Below are 22,002 nucleotides of genomic sequence, written 5' to 3'. Positions count from 1 at the left end.
AATGACCTATACACGCTGCCCGAAAGCTTCAGCTAAAAACGTTTTACTCTTTATTGAGGATTCTTTGTTAAGCAAGGGCTACTTAGATTGCCAGGCAGCAATCCAGTAAGAACAAGTTTATATTGGCTGTTCATTTAACAAAAAAACCAGCCTGATGGCTGGTTTGATTTAATGACTGAGCTTACTTAATCTGAACTCGGGATAAGGGATGAACTTAGCTATTTGAAATCAGTATGTTAACCAAGCTCACTCTCAAGCTTATCATTTGTTATGCTAACAAGGCGAATTGACGCGTCAATAGCGAGTCTATTGTAAGTCGATTCAACACAGTTAGCAGAACAAAGAGCTGTTTGAAAGGCGTTTATTATCCCGAGCTCAGGTTACTTACTAACGATTAAGCTTGTGGGCGCATCGCTGGGAATAAAATCACGTCACGGATTGTATGCGTGTTAGTGAATAACATCACTAAACGGTCGATACCAATACCTTGACCTGCTGTAGGCGGTAAACCGTGCTCTAGTGCAGTAATATAATCTGCATCGTAGAACATCGCTTCATCATCGCCAGCATCTTTAGCATCAACTTGTGCTTTAAAGCGGTTGTCTTGATCTTCAGCATCGTTAAGCTCGCTAAAGCCGTTAGCGACTTCACGCCCACCGATGAAAAACTCAAAACGGTCAGTAATGAAATCATTGTTATCATTACGACGCGCTAAAGGCGAAATATCAGCTGGATAACCGGTAATGAACGTAGGTTGCATTAACTTAGTTTCAGCTGTTTCACCGAAGATTTCTTCAAGTAACTGACCACATGTCCAGAATTTTTCTAACTTGATGCCCAGGCTCGATGCTAAGTCGCGCATAAACTCTACATCTTTAACTTGCTCGTAAGTCATTGCTTGAATAGTTGCATTGTCAGGATTATATTTCTGAATAGCTTCTAACATGCTTAAACGTGCATAAGGACCACCAAAGTCTACTGTATGCTCACCGTATGGCATTTGGGCACTACCGAGCAAATCAATGGCAATAGAACTGAGCATTTCTTCAGTTAAGTCCATCAAATCTTTGTAATCAGCGTACGCCATATAGAATTCCATCATGGTGAATTCTGGATTATGACGTGGCGATAAACCTTCGTTACGGAAGTTACGGTTAATTTCAAACACACGCTCAAAACCACCAACAACTAAACGCTTAAGGTATAGTTCTGGCGCAATACGTAAGTACATGGCCATGTCTAACGCGTTGTGATGAGTCACAAATGGACGCGCTGAAGCACCACCAGGAATAACATGCATCATTGGGGTTTCAACTTCCATGAACTCTTTTTTGATCATGAAGTTACGAATGGCAGAAACCACTTTAGAACGCATAATAAAAGTATTGCGAGACTCTTCATTGACGATCAAATCAACATAACGCTGACGATAACGAGTTTCTTGGTCGGTTAAACCGTGGAATTTTTCAGGTAACGGACGTAATGCTTTAGTCAGTAACTGATATTCTTCCATGTTAACGTACAAGTCGCCTTTGCCTGACAAATGCAGCTGGCCTTTAACACCAACGATATCGCCGATGTCTAAACCTTGATAACGTTCTTTTAAGTCACCTTGTACTGGCTTACCAGCATAAGCTTGAATACGACCAGATACATCTTGAATAACTAAAAATGGACCACGCTTAGCCATAACACGGCCTGCAATGCTCGTCTGAAAAGCTAACTCTTCCAGCGCTTCTTTGGTCTGCTCGCCATATTGGGCCTGTAACTCAGCCGCTTTATGGCTACGTTGCCATGTATTTGGATGAGCGTTAGCAGAACAGCTGGTGCGGATGTGGTCTAATTTAGCGCGACGTTCAGCAATCAGTTTGTTTTCATCTTGTACGTGTTCAGTCATGATATATTCTCGCTTTTACCCGCCATCATTCCATGGCGGGAAGTATTAATGTTAATTAAAGTCCTGATTTTAGGCTGGCTTCAATAAACTTATCTAAATCACCATCCAGCACAGATTGAGTATTACGGTTCTCAACCCCTGTACGTAAATCTTTAATGCGGGCGTCATCTAATACGTATGAACGAATTTGGCTGCCCCAGCCGATGTCAGATTTAGCATCTTCAGCAGCTTGCTTATCGGCATTTTGTTTATGCATTTCTAACTCGTACAACTTCGCCTTTAATTGTTTATAGGCAGAGTCACGGTTTTTATGTTGCGAGCGATCGTTTTGACATTGCACCACAGTATTGGTTGGCAAATGCGTTATACGTATCGCTGAATCTGTTTTGTTAACGTGCTGACCACCCGCACCTGATGCGCGGTAAGTGTCGATACGCAAGTCCGATGGATTGATTTCAATTTCGATATCATCATCAATTTCTGGATAAACGAAAACAGAACAAAAAGAAGTATGGCGTTTACCCGATGAGTCAAATGGTGATTTACGCACTAAACGGTGCACACCAGTCTCTGTACGCATCCAACCAAAAGCATATTCACCGTTAAATTTAATCGTAGCCCCTTTAATACCGGCTACATCACCGTCGGTCACTTCCATTAACTCTGGGCTAAAACCATGTGCGTCACCCCAGCGTAAATACATGCGCAGAACCATATTGGCCCAGTCTTGTGCTTCGGTACCACCGGAACCAGATTGAATATCCAAGTAACAGTTTGCTGCATCACTTTTACCAGAAAACATGCGACGAAATTCGAGATCTGCCAGACGACTGTCTAACACCTCTAGTTCTGAAGCTGCATCATTAAAGGTCTCTTCGTCATCTTCTTCAATGGCCAGTTCAAGCAAGCCCTCGATGTCTTCTAGACCAGAGTCCATATCATCAATGGTTTTGACTACTACGACTAACGCAGCACGCTCTTTACCTAGTGCTTGAGCACGTTCAGGCTCATTCCACACTTCAGGACTTTCAAGCTCTCGACTGACTTCTTCTAAACGCTCACTTTTAGCAGCGTAGTCAAAGATACCCCCGAAGTAGCTCAGTACGTTCAGCGAGCTCTTTGATTTTGAATTTTACCGGATTAACTTCAAACATGAATATTCAACTTAAAATTAGCAGTTAACAGAAGGTGCAACGGCGCATTTTACCTCATGATAGGCGCTAAACCTAGACCAGAAGGCTGATTATTAATAAACAAATGACGAATATATTTCATCAAATCAACATCAATAAAACCATTTACCGCGAGTATAGCGATTAAATATGCGTCATATTATTTTATAGCGGATGGTGTAAAGGAGCATGCATAAGATTGGGTCACAAATTATGTCGCTGCTTATTCAAATGACGAGACGAGTAATCATCAAATAGCGGTTTATATTATGATAAAAAAAATGAACCCCTTAGAGTTCATTTCCCAATTCATATCAACAACGGTTATATTTTAAATTGACCCACTAGCTGAGATAAAGTCTGGCCTTCATTGGCGACTGTTTTACTCATACCAGATGCATCTTGACTGGCTGTTAATAGCGTATTAACAATCTCTTGTACTGAATTAATGTTACGATTGATTTCTTCAGTTACTGAGCTTTGCTCTGTCGCTGCTGTGGCAATTTGAGTACTCATATCATTAATACTGGTTACCGATGAGGTCACCGCACCCAAACTTTCAGAAATAGCCCTAGAAGACTCCACCGAACTCAAACAACTCACTTGGCTTTGTTCCATAGTTTGTACCGTTTGGGTCACTAGCTTATGCAGTTCAGACAGCATTTCATTAATTTCAACCGTGCTGGCTTGGGTACGGCTGGCCAAGTTTCTCACTTCATCAGCAACAACCGCAAAACCTCGACCTTGCTCGCCGGCTCGCGCGGCTTCAATTGCCGCATTTAATGCCAGTAAATTGGTTTGATCAGCAATCCCACCTATTACACTCAGTACAGAGTTAATTTTTTTAGACTGTTCACTTAGTGACTTAACGTTGGCGGCAGCATTGTCAATTTGGGTCATTAAACTGGACACCTCAGTTAATGAAGTATCAACACAATCTTGTGCTTTAGCGACGTTATCTGAAGCAGCATGGGTTGCTTCTGCTACCATATTAGTATTATGAGCCACATCATGAGCTGTCGCTGACATTTCAGTAATCGCGGTGACAATTTGGTCAATTTCATTATTATGGTTATAGAGTTGCTCAGTCATTGATACTGTTTGACCACTGATACTTTGCGCGGCATGTTTTACCCTGCCCGTTGCACCCGCTACATCACCAATAATATGCTGTAATTTATCGACAAATAAATTAAATGCACTGCCTAATTGGCCAATCTCATCTTCACTGGTGATATCTAAGCGTTTGGTTAAATCGCCTTCGCCTTTAGCAATATCATTTAATGAGGTGGCCATATTTTGAATTGGCACCACCATTTTATGTGCCATTAATACCACAGCAAACGCAGTTACGCCTGTAAGACCTAAAGCAATTAATAGAAATAATAATGACTTCTGGTTCATCTCTTCGGTTTTATAAACTTCATATGCCGCAATCGATTCTTCTATATCATCAATGTAGGCACCCGAGCCTAACATCCAATTGGTGTTGGGGATCATCACGGCAAAGCCTAGTTTTTCAATAAGCTGATTGCTTCCTGGTTTTTGATAATAATACGAAAAATTACCGGTACCCGCTTTAGCTGCATCCAACAAGCCAACAATGATTTTAGTACCATTGGGATCGGCCATATCGATTTTATTTTGACCTTCAAGTTCGGGCATGGTCGGGTGAAAAATATTCACACCTGCATCATCATATATAAAAAAATACCCTGCACTGCCAAAACGTAAATCCCTTAATGCCGCATTGACATTACCTTTGTCATCTAAAGCAAGTTGATACTCAACAACGCCTTGAGCGATCTGAATAGATTCTTTAAGTTGGTTTTTGCGTTCTGAAATTAGCTTACTACGAAAGTTATCTACATCGTTTTTCAGCGATGAGCCTTCGTTAACATAAAAAATACTCAGTAAAACGATGAGGATCAACGAAAGTGGAATTAACGATAACCCCAGTAGTTTATTGCGTAGGGAAGATCTCAGCATAGTGGCAAGCCTTTTTAGGGTAATGGTCTATTTAATATAATAGTCTATTTATTATAGATGTTTACACTAACTAACGAACAATTACAGCCCAATAAAGTGAAACATGTCGCAAAAATATACAATACAACCGCTTTTTACAACATCGACAATCCAGCGCCCACTGCAGCAAATCCTATGACTAACCATACAAGACTAGGCTTAAACACTTTTAATAAACTAAAACCAATAATCACTAATGCCATGTCCATTGGCATGATCACTGCGCTAGTAAACACTGGTTGATAAAGTGCTGAAAGCAATAAACCAACAACGGCTGCATTTACCCCTGCGAGAGCGCCAGCAATGGCTGGGTGTTGGCTTATAGAATGCCAAGTTTTTAAGCCCACCAGCATCAATAAAAAACCAGGAAGGAAAATAGCTAACGTAGCAACTAACGCGCCAAGAATAGGCGACTCTAACCATAAATCTGCCCCTAAAAAGGTCGCTAACGTGAACATAGGTCCAGGAATGGCCTGTGCAAGCGCATAACCAGTTAAAAAGCGGTCTGGGGTAATATATTCACCCACACTGGCTTCAAGCAAAGGCAGTACCACATGGCCGCCACCAAACACTAAACTGCCCACTTGGAAAAATTGTGCAAAAATTTGTCCGAGACTATCAGGTTGATTGATAAGATATAGCGACGCAGTTATTCCTATAATAAATAACGCTAACCACCCATAGTTAAGCTCTATAGCTGGGGCATCTGGCGTAATACTGTCTCCACGAGTCATCAACATTACCCCTATAATAGCCGCCACAATTAACACTCCAATTTGCATTAATAATGAAGGCATTAATATGATAGTAACGGCAGTTGCCGCCATCAGCATTTTAGCGGTCTTTCGTTGGCAAAATTGGTGAAACATTGACAAGGTAGCATCAGCAACAACGACTACAGCCAATAGTTTTAAGCCATGGATAACGCCCTCAACGGCCGTTAACTCTAGCCATTGAGCACTGGTCACAGCAAATAAAAACATCAATAAAAAGGACGGTAAAGTAAACCCTAAAAAGGCAGCTAATCCGCCCACCAAACCACCACGATGATAACCAATAGCAAAACCAATCTGGCTTGAACCAGGTCCCGGCATAAACTGACTTAGGGCAACAAAACTAGAATACTGTTTGCCGTCTAACCATTGCAGCTCATCAACAAAGGCTTTTCTAAAGTAACCGATATGAGCAGCTGGGCCACCGAAACTGATTAAACCTAACGCTAAAAAGCGACTGAATATTTGCCACATCGTCCTGATACCTTATTATGTTGATAAACAATGTTATGACATTGAGATTACATTTTTATGATGACAAAAACATCAAAAAGTGAACCGCCCAAATAAGTACTGAATGCCTGCGCGGGTTTACGGTAATCACTTAAGGCTTATCTTTAGCAAATTACCCTTAAGTAAAATAGGTGGCGTCAAGTACGCTAAAATAAGCTTGAGCGCTCAATTTGATTGCTGACAAAATGACACATCCAATAACTCAGATTTAATACCGGTTAAACGGATATGCTTAGCGGTTAAATGCTGCATGGCAAACAATCACCACGCTCAACATCATCATATGTCACAGCTGCTCGCCTCTCCTGCACTAAGCATGCTAAATACTTGGTCACACAGTTGCTTTAATTGTTGTAAATCTTCAATACTACCACCAACTTTACAGCGCATTTGCTCAGGAATACTCAACGCTTGCTGATATAACTGTTGGCCTTGTTCAGTAACATGCAGTACTCGCACGCGCTCATCTAACTCACTGCGACCGCGGGTGACTAACGTTTTACTTTCTAACCGTTTTAATAACGGTGTTAGTGTTCCAGAATCGAGATGTAATTTTTCACCTAAGGTTTTAACGCTTATTCCCGGTTCTTTCCAAAGTACCATCATCACCAAATATTGCGGATAAGTTAGCGACAACTCATCTAATAAAGGTCGATATGCACGGATCACAGCATTGGTCGCACTGTATAATGAAAAACATACTTGGTTTTCAAGAGCTAGCGGGTTTTGCGCTGTAGGTAATTGAGATTCAGTAAACGCTTTACTAGACATAGGATTCACTCCACTAACCAATAATATCTGTTAATCATAACATTGGTTGTGCACAACCTATAATCAAAAAAGACTCAATAAGTGTTTTTTAACAAAAAACCATCAAGCCGTTCGATTTTCAGCCGATATATTATTATCATTCTATTTTATATTAAGGTTAATCATGTCACTTAGTATTAATTCACCATCTTCAATGCCTACAACGATTGATTCAGGCAGCAGTTTAAAAGTTGCGGTTATGGCTAAAGATCAGCAAAAAATTGAAGGCCAAATGGCTTTACAATTGATTGAAGCAGCGCAACCACCCGCGCAGCAACCTGTTGGTAATAGTGGTCATAATGTTAATACAACTGCATAAAGTATTTGCAGCTGCATTAAAACCCTAGCGAATATGTATCATTATATTCCTAGGGTATTTGCAGCTTATCGACATCGCGTGATAAATAACCACTGACAGATCAACATCCGCTTATTTACCGAAAGAAGTTAGTAACGAAGCCATTTTAACGCATCATCTTGTTTTTCAAAATATTGGATCTCACCTGCAATAAACCAACTGCCTATTTTTGCCGCCCATTGTTGCCAGTTTTTATTACCCCAAATGGCGACCCTTTCAAACTCGGATTGATGTATTAATCCTAGCGTTAAATCATCCCAAGCGGCATGCAAATCCCAACCGTCGAGTTCAGTGGCATCAAGAAACAAACTCACTTTAGCTTGTTTAACTTGGCTTAATGCTCCTTCTAACATAGGCGTAATAACCAGATAATCATCATGAGTTAATGTACCCGTTACTTTTAATGTCACAAAGAACACATTTTCAATTCGATTTATGCCAATCGATAAACCATGTTTTTTCATTTCCATTTGAAGGCTCCTTTGTTATGCGATGACACAATCAACTATCCGTGCTTGAATAATACTTGCGCATGCTTAGATTTTAACCAACTCGAAAAGTAAGTATGCGCAGAAGTGCACAAAATGGCAGCTAGAGTACTCAAGGTGTAATTGAACATATTCGCTTTATGCGGTTAGTATTTGATGAGCCTGGGTAGCGGTTTAAGCTGAGGAGTCATTAGAGCTATTGCGACTAAGCCTAAGCCTAAGCAACGCTGACAATAGAGTGCTAAGGCTATAATTTTCAACATAATCATTATTAATATCGTTATTTTAAAAGCTATGATGGATAATCTACTTTATAAGCATCATTTCAACAGCTCACGGTCAAACCATCATCACAATAATGTCATTATATGGCGGGCCTATGGACAGAATAAAGGATGATTAGAGATCGTCAATTAAACCAAAACTCGCGTAATCCCCTTTTCTATGCAGATGTATTTTAACATCAACGAAGCAATTATAGATGCGTGCCCCTTCGTCCGTCTTGTGTCGACAATTGTGAAAAAATGGCTGCTGCTAGCATAGTCATCATTCCAACGGTAACAAAAGTCAGTTGAAACGCTCCAAGTACCGTCTCCACGACCTCGCTATCGACACCGGCACTGAAGCCGCCAAGTAAAGCGCCGGCACAGGCAACGCCCAAACTTAATGATAATTGTCCCACGACCGACAGTAGACTATTGCCGCTACTGGCATTGGCATCGTCAAGATCGATCAAGGTAACCGCATTCATCGCTGTAAACTGCAATGAGTTGATAGCGCCCAAAATGGCCAACATACTCAATAACAACCAGTAAGGCGTTTGCTCACTAACTAAGCCTATGCTTGCCAGCATGCTCCCCAGAGCTAAAGTATTCACGGTTAATACAAATCGATAACCAAAACGTTCAATAATAGGCCGAGCTACGGACTTAGCCATTATTGCTGCTGCGGCCAGTGGCAGCATACTCATCCCTGCCTGAGAAGGTGAGTAATCCAGCGCCACCTGAAGTAACAATGGCACCAAAAACGGCAATGCTCCACTGCCCCAACGGGCAAAAAAATTACCAAACAGACCGATAGCAAAGGTTCTGGTCTTGAACAATGAAGGTGAAAACAGCGGATTATTAATTCTCCCGGCTCGAAGCCAATAGGCAATTAAACACGCCATACCAGCAAATAACAGCAACATAACTCGCATGTGTGGCAAATGCAGTTCGCCTAGGCCTTCCATTGCAATGGTGATTAACAACATAGCCTCACCAAATAGTACAAAACCTAAGCTATCAAAACGCGATCTTTCTTTGCCCCGTAAATCGGGAATATATTTCCACACCGCATAACACCACACCTACGGGTAAGTTGATCAAAAAAATCCAATGCCAGGTTAAATATTGCACCATCCAACCACCCATCGTTGGACCTAGTAATGGACCAAGCAAACCTGGAATCGTGATAAAACCCATTATCCGTACTAATTCCGATCGCGGATACGCCCTAAGTACCACCAGCCGACCAACAGGTAACATCAGCGCACCACCTAAACCTTGAACCACTCGAGCGCCAATGAGCATGTCTAATGAATTGGACAATGCACATAGCAATGACCCTAAGCTGAATAAAAGGATGGCACCAAAGAATATTTTCTTGGTACCAAAGCGATCGGCAATCCAGCCAGAAGCTGGGATCAGCAAGGCAACCGTGAGCATGTAAGCGATAATAACGCCTTGCATGCGCAGCGGATGTTCATTTAAGTCGCTAGCCATAGTCGGTAATGCGGTGTTAAGGATCGTCCCATCAAGCGATTGCATAAAAAAGGCAATCGCGACCACCCAAGGTAACCCACGGGCAGTTTCGGCATCAAGCCGTTGACTATTGGGCATTAAGCCTCCATTTACCACATGAGTGTCGCCACACCAAGCAGTGCAAATAACACGGCACATCCTTGGTGAATAAGCTTCATAGGTAATTTATTAGCGCTAAAATGGCCTGCCAATACCACTGGAACATTGGCAATCAACATGCCCAACGTAGTACCAATAACAACCCAGATCAGAGATTGGTATTTTGCGGCTAAAACAATGGTAGCAATTTGAGTTTTATCGCCTATTTCAGCAATAAAAAACAAAATAAACGTTGCAGCAAAAGCGCCTAGTTTATAGAAGCGGTTATCATCATCGTCCATTTTATCGGGTATCAATACCCATAACGCAATAGCAAAAAATGAACCCGCCACCAGATAGCTTGCCCATTGTGGATCAATCCAAGCAATGGCCAACTGACCTAACAAAGCAGCAAGAAAATGATTCAATAACGTAGCAAGTAAAATACCGGAGATGATAGCGGCTTTGTTATTAAATCTTACCGCGAGCAGTAAGGCTAACAGCTGAGTCTTGTCGCCAATTTCAGCGATGGCAACAGTAAGAGTTGAGGCGAATAAAGCTTCCAATGTGATATTCCTAGGGGTAAATGACAACTAAGCACAAGCCGCCGCATACCCCTTGATGCAGTGACAGTGCTTAGGTCTTGCATAGCAAAATCATTAACATCAATGATTTGCTGTAAGTACCATGGCATGAGGCCAAGTATGTTGACACTTACTCCTACGCATATCGTTTCGACATGCTTAGGTTAGCTACTCCCCTAAAACGACTCGCATTATAACCAACACATGGATTTAATCAATCGGGTAATTTAACTAATAACATCAAAGTAACGCCGTAATGCTACGCTATTGCAAAGTTAGCGTGAAACAGTTTAGCTTAATGTTGTGTAATTGTTTATAAACACAGCTGTTAGCCTTTAACAGCCAAAGATCCTTGCCTGCTCTGTCACCCTTCTGCTAATGTCCGACACAAATAAAATAATAATTAGACAGGACGTTTTCAGTGAATTTTAAAACTTTAGGCTCTATTTCAATTGTAGCTGGAACGGCAATTGGCGGGGGAATGCTAGCATTGCCATTAGCTACGGCAGCCTTGGGAATGATCCCCGCATTAATCTTATTAGTCGTCATTTGGGGTTTATCGGCTTACACCTCGTTATTGATGTTAGAAATTAATCTTCACAGTGGTATCGGTGATAACGTCCATGCCATAACCGGTAAAACGCTGGGTAAAGTCGGCCAGTTAATCCAAGGAGGCTCATTTCTCAGCTTATTATTCGCCTTAACCATGGTGTATTTAATGGGAGGTTCATCGTTATTAGAAACCCGTTTACAACCCATTGGGATTAACATGAGCAATCAAGTAGCGGTAATACTGTTTACCGTTATTTTTGGCGGCTTAATTGCTATTGGCGTCAAATGGATTGATAAAGTATCACGCATTTTATTTACCTCTATGGTGGTGTTACTCATCATTGTGGTGGCATTTTTATTACCCGACGTTAATTTAATCGGTGCATTAAACAATTATTCAACCGATGTTGCTTCAGGTTCAGCGCTACAACAATTATGGTTAGCCGCTATCCCCGTTGTGTTCACCTCGTTTGGTTTCCATGTGTGTATTGCGACCATTGTGCGCTATTTAGAGGGTGATGCGGTTTCTCTCAGAAAGGTATTATTGATAGGCTCCACCATTCCACTGGTTTGTTACATTCTATGGTTATTAGTGACCTTAGGCTCTTTAGGGGGCGAAACCGTGCACCACTTTGGTGGTTCACTGCCTAAACTCGTGACCGCTTTGCAAGGTTTAGCCCAGTCAAACATTATCAGTCAAGCTATTGATTTATTTGCTAACCTTGCATTAATCACTTCATTCTTAGGTGTTACCATGAGCTTATTTGATTATGTCGCAGAGCTCACTCGCGCCAAAGATGATGCCGTTGGACGCGCTAAAACATGGTTAATAACCTTTATACCGCCACTATTATGTGCACTTTATTACCCCGACGGATTTTTTAAAGTGCTTGGTTTTGCTGCCATTCCATTGGTGGTAATGATTATCTACTTACCGATTGCAATGGCATTAACACAACGCTCGCAGCAATTAGGCGGTTACCAAGTCTCTGGTGGGACTTTCGGGCTTATCGTTGCCGGCTTACTGGGAACATTAATTGTTGTTGCTCAGTTAATGGTGGCGCTAGCCTAAATGGCTTGACTGATTAAATGGATTTGTAAGCGAGTTTTTCAAACGCTATTAAGATGGTTAAACATTTGTTAAAGTCAGGCCTAGCCTGACTTTTTTGTCTCTGTGATTTAATAATATTGATTCATATAATGAGGCAAGCTGGCACAATATTTATTACACGCTCCCTCTAAAAATGGAATTCTATAATGAAAAAATGGTTATTAACTGTCGCTATAGCAGCCAGCTTTGGCGCTACGGCAGATGAAGGTATGTGGCAGCCACATCAACTTCCCGCAATGGCTGATGAGCTAAAAGCAAAAGGCTTAGAGATCAGCGCAGATTCAATTTCTAAATTAACTGAATTTCCCATGAATGCCGTTATCAGCCTGGGTGGTTGTACTGCATCATTTGTGTCGCCTAAAGGCTTAGTTGTTACCAACCACCACTGCGCTTATGGTTCAATTCAGTACAACTCTACCCCTGAAAAAAACTTACTTAAAGATGGCTTCTTAGCAAAAACCTATGCAGAAGAATTACCTGCAACACCAGGTTCACGCATTTTCGTTACTGAAGAGGTGACCAACGTAACCGATAAAATTACCACCGGCCAAATGGATAAAGTGGGTAATGACTTTTATAAAGGCATTGAACTACAAGAAAAAACCTTAGTAGCAGAGTGTGAAAAAGAAGACGGTTATCGTTGTCAGGTTTACAGCTTCCATGGCGGCCTAGAGTATTATTTAGTTAAGCAGTTAGAAATTCGCGATGTGCGTTTAGCCTACAACCCAGCCGCTAGCGTGGGTAAATACGGCGGCGATGTTGATAACTGGATGTGGCCTCGTCATACCGGTGACTTCTCGTTTTATCGTGCTTATGTCTCTAAAGACGGTAAGCCTGCTGATTTCAGTAAAGACAACGTTCCGTACGAACCAAAAAGCTTTTTAAAAGTATCAGCTAAAGGCGTTAGCGATGGCGACTTTGTGATGGTTGCCGGTTATCCAGGCCGTACTAATCGATACCGCACCGCCGATGAAGTTAAAAACCAATTCGGATGGGCTTATCCAGAAGGGAAAGTGCTGCAAGAGCGGATGATTGATATCATCAAAGAAACGGCTCCAGAAGGTAGTGACGAGCGTATTAAATACGAAAGCTTAATTGCTGGCTTAGCAAACTACGCCAAAAACTTTACCTCGATGATAGAGTTTTATGGTAAATCCACTATGCTAGCCGAACGAGAGAAAGTCGAAACGGATTTAGCGAACTGGATAAGCAAAGATAAAAAACGTCAGCAACAATATGGTAAGACGTTATCAAGCTTAGAAAAACTGGTTGCTAAGAGCCAACAAAATCAGCAAAGAGACACTCTCTTAAGTTATATCGGTTACACCACAATGGCTACCACCGCACGTGACTTGTATCGTTTAGCCAATGAAAAAACCTTAGCTGATATGGCGCGTGAACCGGGATATCAAGACCGCGACATGACTAACTTCACTTCAAGTATGGAGCGTATTGATCGCCGCTATGCTGCCAGTGTTGATAAAGCGCTTTTAACCGACCTACTTAGTCGTTATGCAGCATTACCTGCAAAGCAACGTGTAGGATCGTTAGATAAAGCCTTTGGGATTAGCAATAAGTTTGATCCTAAAGCCTTAGCCAAAAAACTCGACAACATGTACGCCGATACCAAGCTAAACGATAAAGCGACACGGTTAGCGTGGATGAACAAATCAGTTGCTGACTTTAAAGCCTCAAACGATCCTTTCATTCAATTTGCGGTACAAACCTTTGCAGCCAATATGGCGCTAGAACAACAGCAAAAGCAATTAGCAGGTGAGTTAATGAAAGTGCGTCCGCAATATATGGATGCAATCATTGCCTATAACCGCGAGCTAGGTAAACCTGTGTATGCTGACGCAAACTCAAGCTTACGCGTGACTGTGGGTAATGTTAAAGGTTACTCGCCACAGGATGGTTTAGTTGCGGTACCATTTACCCGTCTAGAAGGTATTTTAGCTAAAGATACTGGCGTAGATCCATTTGATGCGCCCGCTAAACAGCTTGAGCTGATTAAGCAAAAGCAATACGGCGATTACTATGTCAAAGCGCTTGATTCGGTACCGGTTAACTTTTTATCGACACTAGACACAACGGGCGGTAACTCAGGTTCACCAACCTTAAACGGCCGCGCTGAATTAGTCGGTTTACTGTTTGATGGTGTATATGAAAGTATCATTGGTGACTGGGGATACGATGCTCAAAGCAATCGTTCAATCCAAGTAGATAGTCGCTATATGTTATGGGTGATGCAGTATGTAGATAATGCTGACAACTTATTGGCAGAAATGGACATTGTTAAATAACCCTTATTGTCATTAAGAGATTTAACTAACAGCTTAAATTAACCAATGGGTTAATTATCTCGTTCACTCGCTTTAAGACTCAACAACTCTGCGGCCGTTAATGGCCGCAGGGTTTTTTCTGCTAACTCATCAAGGCACACATCCAATAGCTTGATGCGCAGTAAATCAATCACCTTATACCCTAGCGCTTGACACATACGTCGTATTTGCCTATTTAGCCCTTGAGTTAATACAATCTCAAATCTGTCTTCATTAACAGACAAGCTCAATGGCCTAATATCACAAGGCCGAGTTTGTACATCAGCATATTGTACTCCTTGAGCCATCATCAATAAAAAATCTGCGCAAACAGGTTTATCAACTTGAACCACATAGGTCTTTGGGTGATAAAAATCGGGATGCATTAATGCTTGGGTTAATTGGCCGTCATTGGTGAGTAATAATAATCCGCGAGAATCTTTATCTAAACGTCCAGCAGGATAAAGCCTTGGAAAATCAGGTAATACATGTAGCAGACTGTGTGGGTCACCCGCTAATAAGCGGCAATCAATCCCAACAGGTTTATGATAGATAAAATACTGTTTTGCTTGCACTGGCAGAATCGGTTTACCGTCCACCAAAATAGTCACCATTTCAAATAAGTCAACTCGGTCGGTATGCACGCCTAATTGGTCATTAATGCTGACTCGACCAGTATCAATAAGTCGCGCGGCTTGACGCCTTGATGCCACGCCACACACTGCTAAATAGTGACTTAATCGCATCGGCTTCATAAATAATACTCAAACAGAATGGACAGTAATTAACGACTTTCAACTAATTGGTATAAGTGATTTTGTTGCATTTTAATGGCATTCAACAAGCTTAATCCAAGGCAGATACACCATAAAATGTTAGCCTGGGTTAATGACCACATTGATAATGACACTACACAATATTGAGGGAAATCAACTGAGCACTCATTAAAGTCTAACAGACTCCAATCAAGCAGCATCAATAATACAAATCCACTACACAAGGAAATAATACTCAACGTTAACATTCGCTTGGTCATCGTACTGCGCGGTTTGAAATAATCTATTAAGCAAAAGCAGTGCAACGCAATAGAGCTGAATAAATAAACTGTCGATACTTTACGATGTAAATCTAGAAAGTTAATCGGAAATACGCCCATTAATACAATACTGAGCCCCACCATGCCACCAATAATAGCAATATAACGACTGAGCAAATCAGGGAAAATATTAAATACTGCAACCATCGCCAGTAAGAAACATGAGCCACCGGCTAGTAATGATAAATTGAACACCACCGCAAACGATGAGCTCATATAGTTGCCAAGCGTATCAGGGCGGATCATTAACATATCTAAACTAATGCCATCGGCTTGCACAATTAGCGCACTTCCTACACCAAATGAGCAGATCGCAGCCGCTGCCAATGACATAAATACAATCACTAGGTGTAAATCATAGTTACGAACTCTATCTGTCACGGATTAATACTTATCTCAAAATGGGATGCAAATGTTAACGCGGAAAGTATAAAAGTAAAAGCTGATAATCAATAACAAAAATATAATAATCAAAAAAATGCCCAATCGATTGAGATTGGGCATTAACGACTAACAACTAATATTTACTTGCTTGAGCCGATGAAACTAAATGATGATTAAACGTATAACAGATTTAAGCTCGTTGACGGAAAATCACAATTAACACTGCCATAACCGCCAAAATCATACAATACCAAGCATTAGACACTGCCGTTAACGGACTAATAGTAAACACCGATGCGATTAATAGTGCCTGGGCGCCATGGGGAATTAAGCCCTGAACGATACAAGCAAAAATATCTAAAATACTCGCGGCTCGTTTTGGTGAAACGCCATGCTTTTCAGCAAGCTCTTTCGCAATATCACCCGTAACCACAATTGACACGGTATTATTAGCAACACAAGTATTGGTCGCGGCAACAATCGCTGCCATACCTAGCTCTGCTGCACGACTTGATGCTTCACCATTGGCTTTTGAAAAACGACTAATTAAGCCTTCAATTTGTTTACTGACAAAGGTTAAGCCACCTTGTTGTTGCATTAATGCTGCTAAACCACCGACTAACATCGACAGAATAAAAATTTCCTGCATGTTAGTAAAGCCAGTATAAATGTCATTACCAAATTGAATAACGCTATATTCTGAGGTCAGTACGCCTGTCATGCCTGCAAGTACAATCCCTAATGACAACACCACAAATACGTTTAAACCAACCACAGCCAACACCAGAATGGTTAAATACGGTAATACTTTTAATATTTCAATGTCCTGAGGCGCAATATCCGCTTGCCCTTGGCCAACAAACGAAAAAGCAATCAGGGTCAGGATTGATGCGGGGATTGAAAAGACTAAGTTTTCGCGGAATTTATCTTTCATTTCACAACCTTGAGTACGGGTTGCTGCAATCGTAGTATCGGAAATAATCGATAAGTTATCACCAAATAGTGCTCCAGACATAACGGCACCCGCCATTAATGCATAGTCGATTTGCGCTTGGTCGGCGACACCCAATGCGACAGGAGCAACCGCCGCAATAGTACCCATTGATGTACCCATCGATGTTGCAATAAAAGCGGCAATAACAAAAAAGCCAGGCAGCAATAAATTAGATGGAATAAACGATAAGCCAAGTGCAACGGTGGCATCAACACCACCAGTAGCTTTAGCCACTGCAGCAAACGCGCCAGCCAATAAATATATTAGGCACATAGCAATAATATTACTGTGGCCAATACCTTCAATAAAGGTTTCTATCGCATTATTGATTTGCTGTTTCGACAACAATACCGCCAATACAATGGCTGGCAAAATAGCAATAACACTGGGTAATTGGTAAAACGCATAATCAACACCCTGGCTTTGAAAATATAAACCTGCGCCAATAAATAGGCCTAAAAACAGAAATAATGGTAATAATGCCACAAACGATGCGGGACTATTGAGTGCCGTGGTGGCTGATGAAGTAGCTTTGGTCAAAGTGATCTCTCTTTATCTTAACGAATAGGGATTGTCGGATGAGAAAAGCGAGTACGACTCAATCTCAGTCATCGGTGATTATTTAACAACACATTCATCGGTGCTAAATATTGCAGTCGCATCATAACAAGTTGCGCCAAGAATAAGAGAACTCTTCACTACTGTCAATATAGACGTCTAGACTTCCTTGCTTCCGAAGCGTTTTTTATTCTAAAATCTGAAAAATACTACAAATCCGTTACATAATCATAATTAATTTATCTATTTAACTCTCTTTATTCACTAAAAAATTGATATACGTTAGCACTAACCTAATGCTGATTTGCTACGCTTACAAGGATTCACTGACATATATAAAGGTGAGGCTATGGAACGTAAACCAGACAGAATGACGGCGATGAAGCAACTCCTTGAACAAGTCAAAACCTCTTTGCCGCTTGATCAACCCGGTATATTTAGCTGTGGCCCAAGCAATAACTGTGTGGGCTGCCCTAAAAAGTTGCTCGACCTTGTTGATGCAGAAGTGAGTTACTGGGACGCAGCTGTTGCTCAGGGTGTTATACCTTCCTTTGGCGATATTAGTCGATTCGGTAAATTGTGTCACAACGTCAGCCGTGGTTTGAAACGCAATAATATTCAAACACTAGGGCCTGTTGATCTTTCAAGGTTATTTTTGCAGCGAATTGTTGGCCATTACTCACATTTACAACTGCGCGGCAGAGACTTCGAGGTGTAGTTATTCTACATAAAAAGTCGATAACACAGTAAAAATGGCCAACAAACGCTGCCCGAAGGGTTCGGCTAAAAACGTTTTACTCTTTGTTGAATGCATTTTGCTTAGATGACTAGGCATCAATCCATTCGCCTCGATTAAAACGTTTTTAACTCGAACAAAATTCAACCAGCAAAGATCAACAGGCCCTAGACTCAATAACCTCAGCGACTCGCGCTAAATTGGGATAAATTCCTGAACATAAAATAGATAACAAAAAGCCCACTAAAAAGTGGGCTTAGTTAACTTAAGCCAACCACTCGCTTATTCGTCAGTATCACCTAATGATAATAACGTCGCATTGCCACCAATAGCAGTAATGTTATTAGTACGAGTTTTTTCAGTCACAAAACGAGTTAAGTAATGAGGACCGCCAGCTTTAGGGCCCGTGCCCGATAGCCCTTGACCGCCAAATGGCTGCACACCAACAACTGCGCCAATTTGATTACGATTAATATACACGTTACCCACGTTCACTTTATCCGCTAAGTTAAGTGCATGGCCTTCATTACGGCTGTGAATACCTAAAGTTAAGCCAAACCCGGTACTATTAATTTCATCAATCACTTTACCTAAGTCAGCGGCTTTGTAGCGGATGACATGTAAAATAGGCCCAAAGTGCTCTTTTTCTAGCATCTTTATCGAATCAATTTCAACTGCTGTTGGTGCAACGAAGTGACCTTTTTCAGTACCTGCTGGTAACTCAAGTTTATTAATTAACTTACCTACTTGGCTAATATGATCAATATGGGCATTCAAGTTTGCTTTGGCCGTTGCATCAATCACTGGGCCTACGTCCGTCTTAACGAAACTAGGATTGCCAATGATTAATTGCTCCATCGCACCTTTCATCACTTCAATCACGCGATCGGCAATATCTTCTTGTAAAAACAATACTCGTAGTGCAGAACAACGTTGACCAGCACTAGTAAATGATGAAGAAACCATATCATTTACTACTTGCTCAGGTTGTGAAGTTGAATCAACCACCATGGCATTTTGACCGCCGGTTTCTGCGATGAATGGAATGATAGCGCCATCACGATTAGCCAAAGTGCGGTTAATTAATTTAGCCGTACCAGTTGAACCGGTAAAACATACACCGCCAATACGTTCATCGGCTGTTAATGCCGAACCAACAACAGCGCCTGTACCTGGTAAAAACTGCAATACGTCGACAGGAATACCAGCTTGATGTGCAAGTTGCACTGCGCGATAACCGATTAAACAGGTTTGCTCTGCGGGTTTTGCAATCACTGTGTTACCCGCAGCAAGGGCTGCAGAGACTTGGCCCAAGAAAATCGCTAACGGGAAGTTCCATGGGCTAATACACACAAAAATACCACGGCCTTGTAAAAACAACTCATTTAACTCACCTGTTGGGCCTGGAAGCAATTCAGGATTAGCCATCATTTTCTTTGCTTGTACGGCGTAGTAACGACAAAAGTCGACGGCTTCACGTACTTCATCAATGCCGTCTTGAATGCTCTTACCCGCTTCACGGGTACATAATGCAATTAATTCATCACGGTTTTCTTCTAATAAGTCGGCTAATTTTTGCAGAGCATTAGTACGTGTCTCAACTGGAGTTCGCGTCCAACGGGCAAAAGCCGCATCAGCACCCGCAACAGCTTGCTCTATCGCTTTCGCATCAGCAAATGCGACTTTACCTACCGTTAATGAGGTATCGTATGGACTGATAACGATTTGCACTTCACCAGTAAGTGTTTGACCATTGACCAAAGGACCAGCAGTCCATTGGGTATCGCTAAATTTGTCTAATGCAGCGAAGAATGGCTCTGATTCAGAAATAATATTCATGTTTAATCCTTTAGAGTTTTTACGTTCTGCACCAAAAATATCCGCTGGTTGAACAATTTTATGATTAGCTAACGACTTGTAACCTAATAGCGTCTCCAATGGATGAACCACTAGGCTTTCTATTGGAGTATTAGGGTCAACGAGTTTATGCACAAATGAGGTATTGGCACCGTTTTCAAGCAAACGACGCACTAAATACGGCAGTAAATCTTTGTGGGCGCCAATAGGAGCATAAATGCGTACCGCTTTAGCACCGCTTTCAGACAAAATCGTGTCGTATAATTCTTGCCCCATGCCGTGTAAACGTTGGTATTCATAAAGGCGATTACCTGCCATAGCATCAATACTGGCAACGGTTTGCGCATTATGAGTGGCAAATTGCGGATAAATAGCACCACGAGTGGCATCAGATAATAAATAACGGGCACAGGCCAAATAAGACACATCAGTGCCCGCCTTACGGGTATAAAGTGGGTAACCGGCTTCGCCAGCCTGTTGCGCCCATTTAAGTTCGCTGTCCCAGTAAGCACCTTTTACTAATCGAAGGGGGATTTCATCACCTTGATCTTTAGCAAGACGTGTCAACCAACACAACACCGGTAAACAACGCTTCGAATAAGCTTGAACCACAATGCCTAATAAGCCCCAACCTTTTGCGGCTTCTGACTCATAAAGTTGCTTAAACAACTTTAATGATAGCTCAAGACGATCAACTTCTTCAGCATCAATAGATATACCAATCTTCAAGGCACGAGCTTGAACAATCAACTTAATGACTGAGTCGTATAGCTCGGTTAATACTCGGCCTTCGTTAGCCACTTCATAACGAGGATGTAATGCTGATAGTTTAATTGAAATTGTTGGCCGTGGAGCCTCAGACTCATCGTATTGTTGCGCACCTAAATCAGCAATAGCATTGCTGTAATCCATAAAGTACTTTTGCGCATCATTGGTTGTTAAAGCGGCTTCACCCAGCATGTCATAACTGTGGGTATAACCTAATTTACGTTTAGCTTCGCTATTTTTTAGCGCTTCAGTAACATCACGTCCTAACACAAACTGCTTACCCATGATCTTCATAGCCGCTAGCATAGCTTGACGGATCATAGGTTCACCAACACGGTTAACGAGGCGTTTTAATATATGACTTGGCGAACCGTCAGTATTACGATCTAACTGAACCAGTTTACCCGTTAACATTAAGCCCCACGTTGAGGCGTTAACCAATAATGAGCCACTTTTATTAAGGTGTTCATCCCACTTAGCACCAGACAGTTTATCTTGAATTAGCGCGTCCGCGGTTTCAGCATCAGGAATACGCAGCAAGGCTTCAGCCAAGCACATTAAGATAATGCCTTCTTTCGTTTCTAAGCTATATTGCTGCAAAAATGCATCAATACCCACCATAAGACCTTTTTTCTCAAACTGACGAACGTTGCTCACGAGTTCATGGGCACGGCGTGTGACTTGTTCAATATCTTGTTCAGACGAAGGCACAAGCTTAATTAATTCAGACAGGTATTGCTCTTCATCGACAATGTAGTTGTTGGTTACTGCAGTAAACAGTTCCTCAAGAGTGGCATTGTCATAGCAACCGCCCAGTACTTCACTCGCTTTGAACATAGTATTCGCTTCCATCTAGGTCAGGTTAAGGATGGTTATTATTGTGATTATGGTGATTAATTAGACTCTGCATTGGTGAATAATTAATTTTGTATACAATGTACGATCTGTTTTTCGGCGATTATACATTCAAAATGTGAGCTTGGACACTCTAGTCGAAAACTTGCGGATAATTGTTTTATTTTGCTCACTGAAACAAACAGATATATCTGTATAAGGTTCGTGATCACGCATCAAGAATACAACTAACCGACTGTTACTAAGCACTTTTATAAAAAAAATCAT

The 22,002-nt window shown here is 41.5% G+C and carries 17 protein-coding genes and 1 riboswitch; of the genes, 4 read left to right on the top strand and 13 right to left on the bottom strand.

The window, feature by feature from the left end:
• Positions 1-394: 394 nt before the first annotated feature.
• From lysS to ohrR, 5 genes are all read right to left on the bottom strand, one after another.
• Complete coding sequence (gene lysS / locus EGC82_RS04455; protein ID WP_124729689.1) at positions 395-1,897, bottom strand: lysine--tRNA ligase; 1,503 nt, start codon at positions 1,895-1,897, stop codon at positions 395-397.
• Between the two features lie 55 nt (positions 1,898-1,952).
• Positions 1,953-3,051, bottom strand: a protein-coding gene (gene prfB, locus EGC82_RS04450; RefSeq protein WP_164839087.1) for a peptide chain release factor 2 whose coding sequence is annotated in 2 segments (ribosomal slippage) — positions 1,953-2,975 and positions 2,977-3,051 — 1,098 coding nt in all. Because the reading frame shifts where the segments join, the coding sequence is not laid out codon by codon here.
• Positions 3,052-3,393: 342 nt separating this feature from the next.
• Positions 3,394-5,058 (bottom strand): methyl-accepting chemotaxis protein, encoded by a 1,665-nt coding sequence (locus tag EGC82_RS04445; RefSeq protein WP_124729687.1) that lies wholly within the window; start codon positions 5,056-5,058, stop codon positions 3,394-3,396.
• A gap of 134 nt (positions 5,059-5,192) precedes the next feature.
• Entirely contained in the window at positions 5,193-6,344 is a 1,152-nt protein-coding gene (gene chrA / locus EGC82_RS04440; RefSeq protein ID WP_124729686.1) for a chromate efflux transporter, read from the bottom strand.
• A 318-nt stretch (positions 6,345-6,662) separates the two neighbouring features.
• Complete coding sequence (gene ohrR, locus EGC82_RS04435) at positions 6,663-7,154, bottom strand: transcriptional regulator OhrR (RefSeq protein WP_124729685.1); 492 nt, start codon at positions 7,152-7,154, stop codon at positions 6,663-6,665.
• 163 nt (positions 7,155-7,317) lie between these two features.
• Here ohrR and EGC82_RS04430 point away from each other — a divergent pair, with 163 nt between their 5' ends.
• Entirely contained in the window at positions 7,318-7,512 is a 195-nt protein-coding gene (locus EGC82_RS04430; protein ID WP_124729684.1) for a cytoplasmic protein, read from the top strand.
• Between the two features lie 128 nt (positions 7,513-7,640).
• Here EGC82_RS04430 and EGC82_RS04425 read toward each other — a convergent pair whose 3' ends face one another.
• The 4 genes from EGC82_RS04425 to EGC82_RS04415 form a co-directional block, all read right to left on the bottom strand.
• Positions 7,641-8,021 carry a SpoIIAA family protein gene (locus EGC82_RS04425; protein WP_208646928.1) on the bottom strand — a complete coding sequence of 127 codons (381 nt, stop codon included), beginning with the start codon at positions 8,019-8,021 and terminating at the stop codon, positions 7,641-7,643.
• A gap of 493 nt (positions 8,022-8,514) precedes the next feature.
• Positions 8,515-9,372 (bottom strand): MFS transporter, encoded by an 858-nt coding sequence (locus tag EGC82_RS21350; RefSeq protein ID WP_208646927.1) that lies wholly within the window; start codon positions 9,370-9,372, stop codon positions 8,515-8,517.
• Positions 9,323-9,919: an MFS transporter gene (locus EGC82_RS21345; protein ID WP_208646926.1), complete on the bottom strand. Its 597-nt coding sequence runs from the start codon at positions 9,917-9,919 to the stop codon at positions 9,323-9,325. Before EGC82_RS21345 ends, EGC82_RS21350 begins: the two co-directional genes overlap by 50 nt.
• An 11-nt stretch (positions 9,920-9,930) precedes the next feature.
• On the bottom strand, positions 9,931-10,485 hold the full coding sequence (locus EGC82_RS04415; RefSeq protein ID WP_124729683.1) for a TMEM165/GDT1 family protein: 555 nt from the start codon (positions 10,483-10,485) through the stop codon (positions 9,931-9,933).
• Between the two features lie 83 nt (positions 10,486-10,568).
• A riboswitch (yybP-ykoY riboswitch) is annotated at positions 10,569-10,692 on the bottom strand.
• Positions 10,693-10,924: 232 nt separating this feature from the next.
• Between EGC82_RS04415 and EGC82_RS04410 the strand changes: the two genes are divergently transcribed.
• Both EGC82_RS04410 and EGC82_RS04405 read left to right on the top strand, forming a co-directional pair.
• Entirely contained in the window at positions 10,925-12,127 is a 1,203-nt protein-coding gene (locus EGC82_RS04410) for an aromatic amino acid transport family protein (protein WP_124729682.1), read from the top strand.
• A 185-nt stretch (positions 12,128-12,312) separates the two neighbouring features.
• On the top strand, positions 12,313-14,469 hold the full coding sequence (locus EGC82_RS04405; RefSeq protein ID WP_124729681.1) for a S46 family peptidase: 2,157 nt from the start codon (positions 12,313-12,315) through the stop codon (positions 14,467-14,469).
• Positions 14,470-14,519: 50 nt separating this feature from the next.
• On the opposite strand, the gene EGC82_RS04400 is transcribed toward EGC82_RS04405, so the two are convergent.
• The 3 genes from EGC82_RS04400 to EGC82_RS04390 form a co-directional block, all read right to left on the bottom strand.
• Positions 14,520-15,233 (bottom strand): RNA pseudouridine synthase, encoded by a 714-nt coding sequence (locus tag EGC82_RS04400; RefSeq protein ID WP_164839192.1) that lies wholly within the window; start codon positions 15,231-15,233, stop codon positions 14,520-14,522.
• Between the two features lie 38 nt (positions 15,234-15,271).
• Positions 15,272-15,964, bottom strand: coding sequence for a hypothetical protein (locus EGC82_RS04395; protein ID WP_124729679.1), 693 nt, complete (start codon positions 15,962-15,964; stop codon positions 15,272-15,274).
• Between the two features lie 193 nt (positions 15,965-16,157).
• Positions 16,158-17,501: a Na+/H+ antiporter NhaC family protein gene (locus tag EGC82_RS04390; protein WP_124729678.1), complete on the bottom strand. Its 1,344-nt coding sequence runs from the start codon at positions 17,499-17,501 to the stop codon at positions 16,158-16,160.
• 367 nt (positions 17,502-17,868) lie between these two features.
• Here EGC82_RS04390 and EGC82_RS04385 point away from each other — a divergent pair, with 367 nt between their 5' ends.
• The gene (locus tag EGC82_RS04385) at positions 17,869-18,237 is read left to right on the top strand and encodes a hypothetical protein (protein ID WP_244212534.1); all 369 of its coding nucleotides are present in this window, start codon (positions 17,869-17,871) and stop codon (positions 18,235-18,237) included.
• A 300-nt stretch (positions 18,238-18,537) separates the two neighbouring features.
• Here EGC82_RS04385 and putA read toward each other — a convergent pair whose 3' ends face one another.
• The gene (putA, locus tag EGC82_RS04375) at positions 18,538-21,732 is read right to left on the bottom strand and encodes a bifunctional proline dehydrogenase/L-glutamate gamma-semialdehyde dehydrogenase PutA (protein ID WP_208646925.1); all 3,195 of its coding nucleotides are present in this window, start codon (positions 21,730-21,732) and stop codon (positions 18,538-18,540) included.
• Between the last annotated feature and the right edge of the window lie 270 nt (positions 21,733-22,002).

The sequence above is a fragment of the Shewanella livingstonensis genome (assembly GCF_003855395.1).
Taxonomy (GTDB): Bacteria; Pseudomonadota; Gammaproteobacteria; order Enterobacterales; family Shewanellaceae; genus Shewanella; species Shewanella livingstonensis.
This window is presented reverse-complemented; position numbering and strand designations above follow the sequence as displayed.

Bases quoted from the DNA above. Each gene is read 5' to 3' on its own strand.
- lysS (WP_124729689.1), bottom strand. From the start codon at position 1,897: ATGACTGAACACGTACAAGATGAAAACAAACTGATTGCTGAACGTCGC.
- EGC82_RS04445 (WP_124729687.1), bottom strand. From the start codon at position 5,058: ATGCTGAGATCTTCCCTACGCAATAAACTACTGGGGTTATCGTTAATT.
- chrA (WP_124729686.1), bottom strand. From the start codon at position 6,344: ATGTGGCAAATATTCAGTCGCTTTTTAGCGTTAGGTTTAATCAGTTTC.
- ohrR (WP_124729685.1), bottom strand. From the start codon at position 7,154: ATGTCTAGTAAAGCGTTTACTGAATCTCAATTACCTACAGCGCAAAAC.
- EGC82_RS04430 (WP_124729684.1), top strand. From the start codon at position 7,318: ATGTCACTTAGTATTAATTCACCATCTTCAATGCCTACAACGATTGAT.
- EGC82_RS04425 (WP_208646928.1), bottom strand. From the start codon at position 8,021: ATGGAAATGAAAAAACATGGTTTATCGATTGGCATAAATCGAATTGAA.
- EGC82_RS21345 (WP_208646926.1), bottom strand. From the start codon at position 9,919: ATGCCCAATAGTCAACGGCTTGATGCCGAAACTGCCCGTGGGTTACCT.
- EGC82_RS04405 (WP_124729681.1), top strand. From the start codon at position 12,313: ATGAAAAAATGGTTATTAACTGTCGCTATAGCAGCCAGCTTTGGCGCT.
- EGC82_RS04400 (WP_164839192.1), bottom strand. From the start codon at position 15,233: ATGCGATTAAGTCACTATTTAGCAGTGTGTGGCGTGGCATCAAGGCGT.
- EGC82_RS04385 (WP_244212534.1), top strand. From the start codon at position 17,869: ATGGAACGTAAACCAGACAGAATGACGGCGATGAAGCAACTCCTTGAA.
- putA (WP_208646925.1), bottom strand. From the start codon at position 21,732: ATGGAAGCGAATACTATGTTCAAAGCGAGTGAAGTACTGGGCGGTTGC.